Raw genomic sequence first — 13,875 nt, 5'->3', positions numbered from 1 at the left:
ATTTTGATTACGGATCGATGACAAGCGGCAGCATCGCGCGATTGATGCGCGGGCATGCGGTGCGGAAGCGACGGGAAGTTGTTCGCGTGCGCCAATGCGACAGGCAGGAATACGGAACAAGTGGAGAGGAAAGGGGAACAGCGGAGAAAGCAGCACGGGCCCGCGGGCGCGGGCCTGCCGGAGCGGGCCGCCCGTACGGGCGACCCGTGCCGTCCGCAATCAGCGATGCGCGTTGATCGTGTCGCGCGTCTTCTGCGCGGCGAGCGCGGCGGCTTCGGCGAAATCCTCGCCCTTGCTCGCGTACAGGATCGCGCGCGACGAGTTGATCATCATCCCGGTGCCGTCGGCGGTGCGGCCCGCGTTGACGGTCGCCTGCACGTCGCCGCCCTGCGCGCCGATGCCGGGGATCAACAGCGGCATGTCGCCGACGATCCCGCGCACGATCTCGATTTCGTTCGGGAAAGTCGCGCCGACCACGAGGCCGAGCTGGCCGTTCTTCGCGTTCCACTTGTTCGCCGCGAGGTCGGCCACGACCTGGTACAGCGGCCGGCCCGGATGGCCGTTTCCGCCGGTTTCCAGGAACTGCAGGTCCGACCCGCCCGGGTTCGACGTACGGCACAGCACGATCACGCCCTTGCCTTCATGCTCGAAGTACGGCTCGACCGAGTCGTAGCCCATGTACGGGTTCACTGTGACCGCGTCCGCGCGATAGCGCTCGAACGCTTCGCGCGCGTACTGCTCGGCCGTGCTGCCGATGTCGCCGCGCTTCGCGTCGAGGATCACGGGCAGGCCCGGATGCTGGAGGTGGATGTGCGCGATCAGGCGCTCGAGCTGATCTTCCGCGCGGTGCGCGGCGAAGTACGCGATCTGCGGCTTGAACGCGCTCGCATACTGCGCGGTCGCGTCGACGATCTGCCGGCAGAATTCGAAGATCGCGTCGGGCTGGCCGTCGAACTGCACGGGAAAGCGCGACGGCTCGGGATCGAGGCCGACGCACAGCAGCGAATTCGTGCGCTGCCACGCGGCGCGCAGCGATTCGATGAAAGTAAGCGGGGAAGACATGGCGGATACTCGCGGCAAACCGTTGGTAGACCGCGTATTTTACCCGCGTCGCCGGCGTCCTTCGCGCGAAGCGGCGTCGCTGCGTGCATCGGCGCGCTCGACGGTGAACGAAAAACGCCGCGTGAGCCGCTCGCCCGGCGCGAGCAGCGTCATCCCGTGTGCGGCCGCGCCGCCCGGCAGGTTCACCGCATTGATCGGATGATCGACCGGCTCGAAACAGAAGAAATCCTCGCCGGGCGGCGTATAGAGCACGTATGCATCGGCGTCGGCCGCCACCGTCAGCAACAGCCCGCGGCGCGGCCAACTCACCGTCGCGTGGCCGCCCCAGCCGGTGAACGCATGATTGACGAGCGTCGCCGGCAACGGATACGCGACGCCGAACTGCCAGGCCGGCGGCACGCTCACGTGCCGCACCGGCAGGAAATCGGCGCCCGACAGCCACAGGCCGCCGGCCGCCGCGGCCAGCTCGGTCGCATCGTCGCGCACCAGGAACGGATGCACGCCGAGCCCGAACGGCAGCCTTGCGCGCCCCGCATTCTCGATCGTCAGCGCGATCGACAGCGTCGTGTCGTCGAGCGCGAACGACTGGATCGCGCGAAACGCATAAGGCGCGCCGTTCGCGCGATCGAGCGACAGCTGCAGCGTCGTGTCGGTCGCATCGTCCACCTGCCACGGCGCAAGCCAGCCGTCGCCGTGAATCGGCAGCGGCTCGTCGCGGCGGTTGCGCGGCACCGCGACGCTGCGCCCGTCGCATTCGAAGCGGCCGTTGCCGATCCGGTTCGAGTACGGCAGCAGCGGATAGCATGCGAGCGCGTTCGGGTCCGTCGCCGTTTCCGGATGCTCGCAGCGGCGGAACACCGGCACCAGCGCGCCGTGGTCGCCGCGCCAGTCGAAGCGCGCGATCCCGCCACCGAGGTGCGGCAGCACGTCGAGCCGCAGCGACGCGTTCGACAGCGTGACGCTCGCCGCGTAAGCGGCGCCGACGCCCTGCGCGAACGCGGCGGTCTGCGGGCCGGCGCTGACCGGCTGCGCGGCGGCAGCCAGGCGCGCGCGGCGCGACTGGCTCGTGGACGACGATGCGTGCGAGGACGTGGCGGTCATGGTGAGCTCCTTTCCTTCGTCGATGAATCGATACGGGTCGTCGCGCGGCGCCGCGCGAACACGAACACCGGCAATCAGGCCCAGCCGCCGTCGACCACCACGTCCTGCGCGGTGATCATCCGGCTATCGTCGGCCGCGAGAAACAGCGCCATGCGCGCGAGATCGTCCGGCAGCAGCTCGGCGTCGATGCACTGGCCGGCCTTGATCGCCGCCCGGCCCGCGTCGTCGAGCCACAGCCTGCGCTGCTTGTCGGTCATCACCCAGCCGGGCACCAGCGAATTCACGCGGATTCCGAACGGGCCGAGATCGCGCGCGAGCCCGCGCGTGAGCCCCTGCACGGCCGCCTTCGCCATCACGTAGACGGGATAGCCGCCGTTCTTCAGCATCCAGCTGATCGAGCCGAGATTGATGATCGCGCCGCCGCCACGCTGCTTCATGTCGTCGATCACTGCCTGCGCGGCGAAGAACTGGTGGCGCAGGTTCACCGCGATGCCCGCGTCGAACGACGCGGGCGTCACGTCGCCGATCGCGTGGCGCGTGTCGTTCGCCGCGTTGTTCACGAGCACCGCGATCGCGCCGATGCGTGCGCGGATCGCATCGATCGCATGCCGCAGCGCATCGATGTCGGTCAGGTCGCACGGGATGAACAGCGGCGCGTGGCGTACGTCCGGCAACTGCGCGAGACTTTCCGCGAGCACCTGGCCCGCCTGCGCGTCGAGATCGACGAACGCCACGCGCGCGCCCTGCCGCGCGAAGTGCTCGACGAACGCGGCGCCGATGCCGGTCGCGCCGCCCGTGATCAGCACCGCGCGATCGTCGAGGCTCGGGTAGCGCGCATAGCGCGCGTCGCTCGCGGCGCGCGGATCCTGCGCGGAAGTGTCGATGGTCATGCGAATCGTCTCCGTGGAATCGGTCAGTCGCGTACGCCGCGGTTCTTCAGCTGGTCGAGCAGCACCGCCGCCAGCAGGATCGCGCCGCGCACGAGGTACTGGTAGAACGCGTCGATGTTCAGCAGGTTCATCACGTTCTCGACGGTGCCCATGATCAGCACGCCGATCACGACGCCCGAGATCGTCGCGCGGCCGCCCATCAGCGACACGCCGCCGAGCACGCACGCGGAGATCACGTTCAGCTCGAAGCCCTGCGCGGCGTTCGGCTGGCCCGACGTGATGCGCGACGCGAGGATCACGCCGGCGAGCGCCGTCACCGCGCCCTGGATCAGGAAGATGTACACGCGCGTGCGTTCGACGTTGATCCCCGCGAGACGCGATGCCTCGGGGTTGCCGCCGATCGCGAGCGTGTTGCGGCCGTACACGGTCTGGTTCAGCAGCACGCCGAACACGATGAAGCACAGCAGCGTGACCCAGATCGGCAGCGACACGCCGAACAGCGACAACCCGCCGAGCGCGATGAACGTATCCGACGACACGCCGACCGCCTGTCCCTTAGACACGATGAAGCCGAGCCCGCGCACGATTTCCATCGTCGCGAGCGTCGTGATCAGCGCGTTGATGCGCAGGTACGCGATCACCGCGCCGTTCACGAAGCCGATCGCCGCACCGGCCGCGACCGCCGCGACGATCGCGACGAACGTGTTGTCGGTCGCGTTCAGCACCATCGCGCACAGCACGCCGGAGAACGCGACGGTCGAGCCGATCGACAGGTCGAAGTCGCGCGAAGCGAGGCAGAACATCATCGTGCACGCGACCATCCCGATCTGCGAGATCGACAGCGCGAGGCCAAGCATGTTGTCGATCGAGAAGAAGTGATCGACCGTCAGCGACATCGTCACGAACATCGCCGCGAAGATCGCGATCAGGCTGTATTCGGTGAGGTGCTGCCACCACTTCTGGCGGTCGCTCTGCTGTGGAACCAGCGCGTCGGCCGACGGCTTCACGGCTGCGCTGGCGAGGTTTTCCCGGACTTGCATGGTTGTTTCTCCTGCTCCTGCATCGCGCGGCCCGCGCCGCGCGTAATCGATTCGAATATCATGCGTCGCCCGCGGCGACCTGACACCGCGTCAGGCCGCCTCGACGACGCTCGTCTGCGGCAGCGCGAGGCTCAGCACCGCATGCTCGTTCGCCTGCTCGCGCGGCAGCTCGCCCGCGATGCGGCCTTCGCGCATCACGACGATGCGGTCGGACACGCCGAGCACTTCCGGCAGTTCCGACGACACCATCACGATCGCGCAGCCGCGTTCCGCGAGCCGGTAGATCACGTCGTAGATCTCGTGCTTCGCACCGACGTCGATCCCGCGCGTCGGCTCGTCGAGGATCACGACCTTCAGGTCGGGCTCCGCGAGCCAGCGCGACAGGATCGCCTTCTGCTGGTTGCCGCCCGACAGGAAGCGGATCTTCTGGCGCCGGTTCGGCGTCTTGATCTTCAGCCGCTGGATGAAGCGATCGGCCGTCGCGCTTTCGGTCTTGCGATCGATGAAGAGCCCCGCGCGCAGCGAATGACGGCGGCAGCTGATGTTGATGTTCTCCGCGACCGACGCCATTGCGATGATCCCTTCTTCCTTGCGGTCCTCCGGGCACAGCACGATGCCGTGACGGATCGCGTCGCCGGTGCGCTTCACGTCGATGCGCTTGCCGTCGAGCGTCAGCACGCCCGCGCGCCGGCGGTCGGCACCGTAGACGAGCCGCATCAGTTCGCTGCGCCCGGCGCCGACGAGGCCGAAGAAGCCGACGATCTCGCCCGCGCGCACCGAGAAGCTCGCCGGTTCGCGCAGCGCCGGGCCGTCGACGCCCTCGGCGGACAACCGCACGTCGCCGAGCGCGCGCGGCGCGTAATGGTAGATATCCGCGATCTCGCGCCCGACCATCTCGGCGACCAGCCGTTCGCGCGGCACGTCGGCGAGCGCTTCGTGCGACGCGATCTTGCGGCCGTCGCGAAAAATCGTGCACGCATCGCACAGCCGGTAGATCTCGTCCATCCGGTGCGAGATGTAGATCAGCGCGCGGCCCTGCGCACGCAGGTCGTCGACGAGCTTGAACAGCACCTCGGTCTCGCGATGCGACAGCGAGCTCGTCGGTTCGTCGAGCGCGATCACGCGTGCATTGCGCATCAGCGCCTTGCAGATCTCGACCATCTGCCGCTGCGCGATCGACAGCCGCCCGAGCTTCGCGTCGGGATCGAGATCGACGCCCATCGCGGCGAGCCGCTCGCGCACATGGCGCTTCGCCTCGCCCTTCCTCACCCAGCCGAGCGCATTCGGCAGGCGGCCGAGCAGCAGGTTCTCCGCGACCGTCAGGTCGGGCACGTACTGCAGTTCCTGGTGAATCACTGCAATGCCGGCCGCGATCGACGCAGCCGCACTCGAGAAATGCACGGGCTGGCCGTCGACCAGCACGCTGCCCGCATCGGGCTGGTATTCGCCGCCGAGAATCTTCAGCAGCGTCGACTTGCCCGCGCCGTTCTCGCCCATCAGGCCATGCACCTCGCCCGCGTGCACGTCGAACGAGATGCCGTCGAGTGCGCGCACGCCGGGAAATACCTTGCCGATATTGTCAAAACGCAGTGCCGCTGACACGTCGTCTCCCCACTTCCAAATCGATCGACCGCCGGCCGCCGCATCGCCGCGGCAGCCGGCGGGCCGCTTACTTCGAGGCGAGCCCCATCTCCTCGCGCACTTTCGACACGTTGTCGCGCGTCGCGAGCATGCCGGTGGTCAGCGTGAGCGGCGCCGGTGCCTTGCCCTGCGTGATCCACGTGTACATCAGCTCGGAGGTTTCCTCGCCGTGGCGCTTCGGGCTGATGATCACGGTGCCGTAGAAACCCGTCGGCTGCGGCTTCTTGAACTCGTTCAGCGCCGAATCGGACCCGCCGATGCCGATGCCGATCATGTTGTCCGCCTTGAAGCCGCGCCCTTCGGCTGCGCGCACCGCGCCGAGCACGGCCTCGTCGTTCAGGCCGTAGGCAACCCAGTGCTTGAACTGCGGGTTCTTCGTGAGCGCGATGTTCGCCGCGTTGAATGCGTTCTCGGTATCGGTCTTCGCCTGCGGCGCCGCAATCACGTTCGCCTTCGGGAAGCCGGCCGCCACCAGCGCGTCGGTCGCGCCGCTCGTGCGGTCGTGCGCGGTCGGCAGCTGCTCGTACGTGATGTCGATCGCGCCGACGTCCTTCATGTTCCAGCCGCGCTTCTTGATCTCGGCCGCGATGCCATCGCCGACCTGCTTGCCGATGTTGTACGCGGAGATCCCCATGTGCGGCACCGACTCGATCGGCTTGCCCGCGCCGTCGACGAGGCGGTCGTCGACCGTCATCATCTTCAGGCTGTGCGACTTCGCCTTCGCGACGATGCCCGGCCCGAGCTTCACGTCGGGCGTGCAGATGATGAAGCCCTGCGCCTTCTGCGCGGACAGGTTGTCGATCGCGCTCATCACCTTCTCGCCCGATGGCGCGCCGATCTTCACGAGCGTGAAGCCCTTGTCCTTCGCGGCCATCTCGGCGAACTTCCATTCGTCCTGGAACCACGGCTCTTCCGGCTGCTTCACGAGGAAGCCGATCTTGACCGGATCGGCCGCGTGCGCAACCGGGCTTCCCATCACCACCGCGGCCGCGGCGGCCAGCGTTACGAACGTTCTGCGTTTCATCTCCAGTGTCTCCTTGTCTTCATCGAATCAACCAGCCGCTTGTTGGTTTCGACGCAGCGTGCGCGCGGCCGTCGCACGTGCGGTCTTTCGAATCGTTGCGTCAGTCGTGGTACAGCGCCGCGCGCCCGCCGTCGACGGTGATGCACGCGGCATTGATGAACGGCGCCTCGTCGGTGGCGAGGAACACGGCCGTCATCGCGACCTCCTCCGGTGTGCCGATCCGCTTCATCGGCTGCAGCGCGAGCGTCTCGGCGCGTGCCGCGGCCGGGTCGGCCTGCGCATCCCACCAGTCACGCGTGAGCTGCGTCTCGATGTAGCCGGGCGCGATCGCGTTCACGCGCACGTTGCGCGCCGCATATTCGATGCCGAGCGCACGCGTGAGGCCCAGCACGCCGTGTTTCGCGACCGGGTACGGAAAGCAGCCCGGGATGATCCGGAACGCATGCGTCGACGCGATGTTCACGATGCTGCCGCGGCCGCGTTCGACCATTCCCGGCAGCGCCGCGCGGCAGCCGTGCCACACGCCGTCGAGGTCGACCGCGAAGCAGCGGCGCCAGTCGTCGTCCGTCATCGTCAGCGGATCGGCGAACACGTTGATGCCGGCGTTGTTCACCAGCACGTCGAGCGGGCCGAATGCGGCTTCGGTCCGCGCGAGCGCGTCGCGCACCGAGTCCTGCCGCGCGACGTCCGCGTGCAGCGCGAGCGCGCGTGCACCGTCGATGGCGTCGGCGATCGCGGCGGTCGTGCGCTGCGCTTGCGGGAAGTCGAGGTCGACGAGCGCGACGGCCGCGCCCTCGCGCGCGAACGCCTGCGCGATCGCGGCGCCGATCCCGCGGCCCGCGCCCGTCACCATCGCGACCTTGCCCGCGAGGCGCCCCATCATGCGCCTCCGCTGCGCGCCGCGCGCAGGCCGGCCTGGAACGCGCGCGCGTTCGCCGCGGTCGCGTCCGCCGACTGACCGGGCCGGTACAGCGCCGAACCCAGGCCGAAGCCGTTGGCACCGGCTGCGAGGAACGGCTGCATGTTGTCCGGCGCAATCCCGCCGACCGGAATCAGCGGCACCGCGCGGTCGATCACCGCGCGCCATGCCTTCACGACGGGTATGCCGAGCTGCTCGGCCGGGAACATCTTCAGCACGTCGGCGCCGTTCGCGAGCGCGGCGAACGCCTCGGTCGGCGTCGCAACGCCCGGTGCGCTCGCGAGCCCGCGCTCGCGCGCGCGGCGGATCACGGCCGCGTCGCTGTGCGGCATCACGATCAGCGTGCCGCCGGCGTCCTGCACGCGATCGACAAATTCGGCGCGCAGCACGGTGCCCGCGCCGACGATCATGTCGTCGGGCAGCGCGCGGCGCAGCGCCGCGATGCTGTCGAACGGATCGGGCGAGTTGAGCGGCACCTCGACGATCCGGAAGCCCGCTTCATGCAGCGCAAGGCCGTGGTCGGCGGCTTCGGCGGGCGTGATGCCACGCATGATCGCGATCAGCGGGCACGCGTCGAACGCGCGCATCAGTGCGGCGTGCGGCGTGTACGGCGCGGGCAGCGTAAGGTCGGACGACATCGGCGGTTCCTCTTCGATCGGTTCATTGGTCGGCGCAGACGGGCTCGCCGTCCGCGCGCACGAGTCCGGCACGCGACGCAATCCACCACAAGCCGCGCTCGGTCGCCTGTGTGGCGACGCGTGCATGCGTGCAGCCGAACACGCTCAACGCGTCGACGTAGCGTGCACACAATCCGTCGTCGCCGATCAGCAGCAGCGGCTGGTTCGCGAGCGCGACACCGCGCTCCGCGAGCATCGCGTCGAGCGCGTTGAGCTCATGGCCGATCAGCAGCCCGGACAGGTAGTCGCCCTGCGCGTCGGGCGCGAGGCGGTCGGTCAGGCCGAGCGTGCGCGTGCTGAAGATCGTCGCGAGCAGCCCCGCGCGCTGCGCGCCGCGGGCCACCGCGACGCCGCGCGCGAACGCCGCGCGGTCGGGCGACGCGCTCGCGCGCATCGTGCGGCCGAGGATCGTGTGATCGCGCAGCGCCGCGAACAGCTCGCCCGTCATGAAGGTCTGGAAACGCTCGATGAGCCCGTCCTTCACCCATGCCCATTTCGCATGCGTGCCCGGCAAGCCGATCAGTACCCCTGAACGATCAGCGTCAAGCATGGGATCGTTCGCGAGTGCGCCGAATATCTGCGTTTCCTCGCCGCGCATCACATCGGGCAATTCGCCCGTCGCGATCACGCCCGGCACGATCGACACCGTCGTGCCGCGCGCCGTCGTCACCGTGACGAGGCCCGCGACGAGCGCGTCGGCGCCGGCCGGCACCGCGACGTACGGCGCCTCGCGCCAGCCCTGCGCGCTGCCGACCATCCCGGCCGCCAGCACCGGCACGCCCGGCACACGGTCGAGCCAGTCGCCGCACGCTTCCTCGAACACGACGTCGAACGCACGCGCGCCGCCGGCCGGCACGTGCATCACGCCCGCCGCGCGGCTGCGCGTGTCGAGCAGCACGCCGTGCGCGTCGAACAGATATGCGCGCAGCGACGTCGTGCCCCAGTCGAGCGCGATCAGCGACGGGGCGGCGGAGTTGGCGTCCGGAGCGGTCCGGGTCGAATTGGTCATCGTTTGATCCTGCGGGTACCCTGCGGCGGGCTCCAGCCCAGTTCCGCGGAAATGGCTCGCGCTTCGCGCTGCACGAGCGGAATCAGTTCGTCCATCCGGTCGTGCGGCATGTACGGAATCGTGCTCGCGACCGATACGGCCGCGACGATCGCGCCTGACGCGTCGCGGATCGGCGCCGCCACGCAGCGGATCGACGCTTCGTTTTCCTCGAGGTCGAACGTGTAGCCGCCGGCCGCGTAATGCGCCATGCGTTGCAGGAACGCGCTCGTCTCGGGCCGGTTGTCCGGCTTGAAATTGACGCCGGCCAGTGCGCGCCGCGCGGCCTCGAACAGCGAGCGCCACAGGTCCGGATCGAGGTCGAGCATCATCGCCTTGCCGATGCCGGTCGATGCGAGCGGCATCCGGTGGCCGACGCGCGAACGCATCTCGAGGCCGCGCGTGCCGGGAATCTTGTCGATGTACAGCACGTCGTCGCCATCGCGCACGCCGAGGTGGATCGTGTCGAGCGTCGCTTCCGCGAGCGCCTCGAGGTGCGGTCGCGCAACTGCCGTAAGCGGCATCTGCTCGAGCGCGATCGTGCCGAGCTCGATCAGCTTCGGGCCGAGCAGGTAGCCGCCCTGCACCTGACGCAGGTAGCGCGCCTGCACGAGGCTGCTGACGAGACGGTGCGTCGTGCTGCGCGTCGTGCCGAGCGCGGCGCCGATCGCACGCATGTCGCGCGCGCCGTTCGCGATCGCTTCGAGGATCGCGAGACCGCGCAACAGCGTCTGCGTACCGGCCTGCTGCGCGGCGAGGTCGAGCGGCGTGCTGGTCGCGCCGATGCTGTCGGTCAGCGGCGCATCGTCCGGCGTCGCGCGCCGGGCGTCGACAGCTAGGGAATCGGGCATCTTGGTCATGGAACAGGCTTCTTCAACGGAATCGGTGAAGCCGCTGTCGCGAGGCCGGAACGAGGTCGGGCGTCGCGGCAACGCGGTGGTCGATGCACCGAGGAAAGCGCCCGGCGAACTTCATGGAATGTGTCTCCGTGTGCGTCGGGCGCCGCGCGGTGCGTGGGTCCGAAGCTGTCGATGTGCTTCGGATTGTAGGAGCGCACGCACTCGTCTCCAATATTTGAATGCGTTGTCCAGATAATGAGATAAACGGGCAATGACCGCGTCATTCGACGTGAAACGGCCGCACCATGCGCACGGGGGCGGAACCCGGCGCGTCGCGGGTTCCGCCCCCGTTATCCATGCGCGCCGCGCTTACTGCTGGTTCGTGCTGCGCGCCTGCATGTAGCGCTGCACGTCGGAGAACGAGACGCGGCCGCTGCCGCTCGAATCGATCTGCCGGAAGTGGTTCGCGACATAGCCGAGACCGGCCGCGCGCGCCTGCGCTTCGGTGATCGAACCGGTGTTCTGCGTATCGGCCGCGCCGAACTGCCGCGCGAGCTTGCGCACCACCTGCGCGTGCAGCGCGGCGCCCGTCGTCTGCGTGCCGGCAGTCGGCTTGCGTGCGGCCGGCGGCACGTACGGATCGCCGAGCTGCGCCTGGCGCGCGCGCGCCGGGGTGCCGGCGTCGCTCGCCTGCGCGAACGCGGACACCGATGCGGATGCTGCAACCCCGGCGCATGCAAGCGCCGCGGCAACGACGATGAAACGTTTGTTCATGTCAGGCTCCAGTCTGGAATGAGGTCGTCGACGGGCGGCGAGCGGCGCCGCCACGGGCGCGCGTCGCCAGGCCCGTACTTCGCATCAGTGCGCGGCCGCGTTGTAGAAAGTCACGAGGTCGGCTTTCTCCTGCGGACGCGACGTATCGTCGAGATAGACCATGTGTCCACCCTGATAGTCCTTGATCGTCAGGTTCGGTTGCGAGCCGAGCCGCGCGAGGTCGAGCTCGGTCTGGTAGAACGGCGTCGCGATGTCGTGATACCCGTTCAGCGACAGCACCTTCAGCGACGGATTCAGCGTCAGCGCCGCCGCAAGATCGGGAATCGTATCGGGCATCGCGAGGCCGTCGTGCGACCAGTCCCACGTCTGGATCGCGTTGCTGCTGACCGAATACGCCGTCTGCGCGCTGTACTTCAGCACGTTCGGCAGGTAGCTGCCGATGGTGTCGGTAAACGGCTTCGTGATGAACGAGCTCGACGGATCGCCGTCCGCGGCGAGCGGGCTCGACGACGGCACATTCACGCGTGCGTCGTAGCGGCCGATCAGCGTGCCCGGGATCAGCGACACCTGGAAGCTGTTGTCGAAGAACGTCGGGACCACGTTGAAGTCCGCATTCCACAGCGACTGCTTCACGCCGGTCGAATTCACCATCGTCGTGACGAGCGTCGGCGGAGGCGGCGTGTGGCTCGCGAGATACGCGTTCACGGCCGGTGCGTAGCTGCCGGCCGTCAGGAGGCGCATCTGGTCCGCATACTGCGGCAGGCTCGACGGGTTCGGATTGTCGAGCTGATAGTACGCGCCGACGGTGCCATAGGACGGCACGAAGCCCGCGCAACTCACCGGGCTCGCCCCGTTGTTCGAGTTGCCGACATAGTCGCTCGCCATGTCGCAGTTCGCGTTGTAGTTCAGGATCGACGACTGCAGCACGATGCCGTCGAGCTTCACGCCGGCCGTCTCGAGCAGGTTCGCGAGCACGTCCGTGCGCGGCGTGCCGTACGACTCGCCGAACAGGTACTTCGGCGAATCGTTGCGCTGGTTCACGGCGATGTAGCGCGTCACGAAGTCGCGGAACGCGCCGCCGTCCTGGTCGACGCCCCAGAAGGTCTGGTTCGTGTTCGGCGCGATCGCCTCCGAGAAACCCGTGCCGATCGCATCGACGAACACGAGGTCGGTCGTATCGAGCAGGCTTTCCGCGTTGTCGACGAACGGGAACGTCGACGTGTTCGCGTTCGGGTCGCCCGTCTGGACCCGCTTCGGACCGAACGAGCCGAGATGCAGCCACACCGATGCGGAACCGGGGCCGCCGTTGTACAGGAACGTGACGGGCCGCTTCGCCGCGGGCTGGTTGTCGGCGGTGTACGCGACGTAGAAGAACGAAGCCTCGGGCGCGCCCGTCTGCGGATTGCGCGCGACGAGGTGGCCGGCGCTGGCCGTGTAGCGAATCGTCTTGCCGTTCAGTGTGATCTGGTGATGGGTGACGGCGGCCTTTTCGACCGCGGCGGACGCGTCGAGCGACGCGGTCGCGCTCGACGAATAACTATTGGGATCGTTGTACGGCCTGTCCACCTGAGCGGCGGGATCGGCTGAATTGTCGGACCCTGCTGCCGAGGACGACGTCACGTCGTCGTTGCAGGCCGTCAGAATCAGCGAAGAGAACACGACCCCCAACAACAGCTTCGCTTTGCTCGCTGGCATCGTTGCTTTCCTTCTCTCGAATGTTTTTTGTGTCGAGCAGCCGGGTAAGCCGCCCCCCGCCTCGATTGCGGCCGATAAGCCGAGGCGCTGGCCAATATACGCGAGCGGGTCGGCTTTGAAAAATTTGGAAATATTTGATCGGTAGTCGGTGCGGTGCACACCTTTCAGGAATGCCTCGATTTGCGAACCATCGATTTTCATTCGCCTTTCGGAGGCTTTCGCGTTTACCGGAAAACACTAAAACCGCGCGGATTTCGTGCCACATCGGCAAACAAAATCCCGCGCCTGCGGGCATTGCTCAGCAAAGCGAAATAGACGAATTCGTCTAACGGATGTGGCCCGACATGCGGGCGGCACGAATGCGCTGCAGCGCACCAATGGTGCGCCGGCGACGGAACGGACAATGCAACGGCGCGGGCGCGCCGCTCACTGCGATGGCGGAAGCTCGGCCGCGCCCATCCGGCGGGCAATGACGGCGGCACGCTGCGCCTGGGAGGCCGAGCCGCGGTGCGCGTCGAACCAGCGCGGCTTCGGAAGCATCACCGCGAGGCGCGCCGACTGCCACGCGCCGAGCCGGCTCGCGGGAATCCTGTAGTAATAGCGGGCGGCGGCCTCGGCCCCGTACACGCCGCGGCCCCATTCGACCGAATTCAGGTAGATCTCGAAGATCCGCTCCTTGTCGAGCACCGCCTCGAGCATCCACGTGATGATCAGTTCCTGCCCCTTGCGGATGTAGCTCTTCTCGCGTGACAGGAACAGGTTGCGCGCGAGTTGCTGCGTGATCGTCGAACCGCCCGCGACGATCCGCCCGCGCGCCTTGTTCTTCTCCCACGCCTGCAGGATCGCGTCGACGTCGTAGCCGTTGTTGGTCGCGAAGGTCGAATCCTCCGACGCGATCAGCGCGCGCTTCAGGTTGCGCGAGATCTGGTCGTACGGCACCCACTGGTGCTGGATCTGCGCGGGCGGCTTGTCCCGCGACAGCCACCACGCATCGGTACGCATGAACGCGGTCGAACCGGGATTGATGAACGACCACAGCGCGATCTGCGCGAGATAGAACAGCTGCGTCGCGAGCCACGCGCCCGTGAACACCGAACCCGCATAGACGATCCAGCGGGTCGCACTGACCGTGCGCGTGCGCTGCGTGCCGCTTACCGCCACCACCTGC

Annotated in this window: 13 protein-coding genes; all 13 read right to left on the bottom strand. The window is 68.1% G+C overall.

Annotated features, from left to right (window positions below; translation table 11 throughout):
- Positions 1–219: 219 nt before the first annotated feature.
- The 13 genes from pyrF to mtgA all read right to left on the bottom strand — a co-directional run bounded on the left by pyrF (position 220) and on the right by mtgA (position 13,871).
- Positions 220–1,062, bottom strand: coding sequence for an orotidine-5'-phosphate decarboxylase (gene pyrF / locus DIE06_RS22555; protein ID WP_124663242.1), 843 nt, complete (start codon positions 1,060–1,062; stop codon positions 220–222).
- Positions 1,063–1,101: 39 nt separating this feature from the next.
- Positions 1,102–2,163 carry an aldose 1-epimerase gene (locus tag DIE06_RS22550; RefSeq protein ID WP_124663241.1) on the bottom strand — a complete coding sequence of 354 codons (1,062 nt, stop codon included), beginning with the start codon at positions 2,161–2,163 and terminating at the stop codon, positions 1,102–1,104.
- A 74-nt stretch (positions 2,164–2,237) separates the two neighbouring features.
- Complete coding sequence (locus DIE06_RS22545; protein ID WP_124663240.1) at positions 2,238–3,053, bottom strand: SDR family NAD(P)-dependent oxidoreductase; 816 nt, start codon at positions 3,051–3,053, stop codon at positions 2,238–2,240.
- Between the two features lie 23 nt (positions 3,054–3,076).
- The gene (gene araH, locus DIE06_RS22540; RefSeq protein WP_124663239.1) at positions 3,077–4,093 is read right to left on the bottom strand and encodes an L-arabinose ABC transporter permease AraH; all 1,017 of its coding nucleotides are present in this window, start codon (positions 4,091–4,093) and stop codon (positions 3,077–3,079) included.
- A 90-nt stretch (positions 4,094–4,183) separates the two neighbouring features.
- Positions 4,184–5,695, bottom strand: a complete 1,512-nt coding sequence (araG, locus tag DIE06_RS22535; RefSeq protein ID WP_124610607.1) for an L-arabinose ABC transporter ATP-binding protein AraG — start codon at positions 5,693–5,695, stop codon at positions 4,184–4,186.
- A gap of 67 nt (positions 5,696–5,762) precedes the next feature.
- Positions 5,763–6,758, bottom strand: a complete 996-nt coding sequence (locus tag DIE06_RS22530; RefSeq protein ID WP_124663238.1) for an arabinose ABC transporter substrate-binding protein — start codon at positions 6,756–6,758, stop codon at positions 5,763–5,765.
- 100 nt (positions 6,759–6,858) lie between these two features.
- A complete protein-coding gene (locus tag DIE06_RS22525) occupies positions 6,859–7,638 on the bottom strand; it encodes an SDR family oxidoreductase (protein ID WP_124663281.1) in 780 nt (259 codons plus the stop codon).
- Positions 7,638–8,315, bottom strand: coding sequence for a 2-dehydro-3-deoxy-6-phosphogalactonate aldolase (locus DIE06_RS22520; protein WP_124663237.1), 678 nt, complete (start codon positions 8,313–8,315; stop codon positions 7,638–7,640). The genes DIE06_RS22525 and DIE06_RS22520 overlap by 1 nt, the downstream gene beginning before the upstream one ends.
- Positions 8,316–8,337: 22 nt before the next feature.
- Positions 8,338–9,363, bottom strand: coding sequence for a 2-dehydro-3-deoxygalactonokinase (locus DIE06_RS22515; protein WP_124663236.1), 1,026 nt, complete (start codon positions 9,361–9,363; stop codon positions 8,338–8,340).
- Positions 9,360–10,259 carry an IclR family transcriptional regulator gene (locus DIE06_RS22510; protein WP_124663235.1) on the bottom strand — a complete coding sequence of 300 codons (900 nt, stop codon included), beginning with the start codon at positions 10,257–10,259 and terminating at the stop codon, positions 9,360–9,362. Before DIE06_RS22510 ends, DIE06_RS22515 begins: the two co-directional genes overlap by 4 nt.
- 348 nt (positions 10,260–10,607) lie before the next feature.
- Positions 10,608–11,012: an EF-hand domain-containing protein gene (locus tag DIE06_RS22500; protein ID WP_124663233.1), complete on the bottom strand. Its 405-nt coding sequence runs from the start codon at positions 11,010–11,012 to the stop codon at positions 10,608–10,610.
- 84 nt (positions 11,013–11,096) lie between these two features.
- Positions 11,097–12,707, bottom strand: coding sequence for a S10 family peptidase (locus DIE06_RS22495; protein WP_124663232.1), 1,611 nt, complete (start codon positions 12,705–12,707; stop codon positions 11,097–11,099).
- A 426-nt stretch (positions 12,708–13,133) separates the two neighbouring features.
- Positions 13,134–13,871 carry a monofunctional biosynthetic peptidoglycan transglycosylase gene (mtgA, locus tag DIE06_RS22490; RefSeq protein WP_124663231.1) on the bottom strand — a complete coding sequence of 246 codons (738 nt, stop codon included), beginning with the start codon at positions 13,869–13,871 and terminating at the stop codon, positions 13,134–13,136.
- Positions 13,872–13,875: the final 4 nt, after the last annotated feature.

The organism is Burkholderia sp. Bp8998 (assembly GCF_003854235.1).
Lineage (GTDB): Bacteria > Pseudomonadota > Gammaproteobacteria > Burkholderiales > Burkholderiaceae > Burkholderia.
This window is presented reverse-complemented; position numbering and strand designations above follow the sequence as displayed.

Coding starts and splice junctions, on each gene's coding strand:
- DIE06_RS22520 (WP_124663237.1), bottom strand. CDS start 8,315: ATGTCGTCCGACCTTACGCTGCCCGCGCCGTACACGCCGCACGCCGCA.
- DIE06_RS22495 (WP_124663232.1), bottom strand. CDS start 12,707: ATGCCAGCGAGCAAAGCGAAGCTGTTGTTGGGGGTCGTGTTCTCTTCG.
- DIE06_RS22550 (WP_124663241.1), bottom strand. CDS start 2,163: ATGACCGCCACGTCCTCGCACGCATCGTCGTCCACGAGCCAGTCGCGC.
- DIE06_RS22525 (WP_124663281.1), bottom strand. CDS start 7,638: ATGGGGCGCCTCGCGGGCAAGGTCGCGATGGTGACGGGCGCGGGCCGC.
- DIE06_RS22500 (WP_124663233.1), bottom strand. CDS start 11,012: ATGAACAAACGTTTCATCGTCGTTGCCGCGGCGCTTGCATGCGCCGGG.
- DIE06_RS22515 (WP_124663236.1), bottom strand. CDS start 9,363: ATGACCAATTCGACCCGGACCGCTCCGGACGCCAACTCCGCCGCCCCG.
- DIE06_RS22530 (WP_124663238.1), bottom strand. CDS start 6,758: ATGAAACGCAGAACGTTCGTAACGCTGGCCGCCGCGGCCGCGGTGGTG.
- araH (WP_124663239.1), bottom strand. CDS start 4,093: ATGCAAGTCCGGGAAAACCTCGCCAGCGCAGCCGTGAAGCCGTCGGCC.
- DIE06_RS22545 (WP_124663240.1), bottom strand. CDS start 3,053: ATGACCATCGACACTTCCGCGCAGGATCCGCGCGCCGCGAGCGACGCG.
- pyrF (WP_124663242.1), bottom strand. CDS start 1,062: ATGTCTTCCCCGCTTACTTTCATCGAATCGCTGCGCGCCGCGTGGCAG.
- DIE06_RS22510 (WP_124663235.1), bottom strand. CDS start 10,259: ATGACCAAGATGCCCGATTCCCTAGCTGTCGACGCCCGGCGCGCGACG.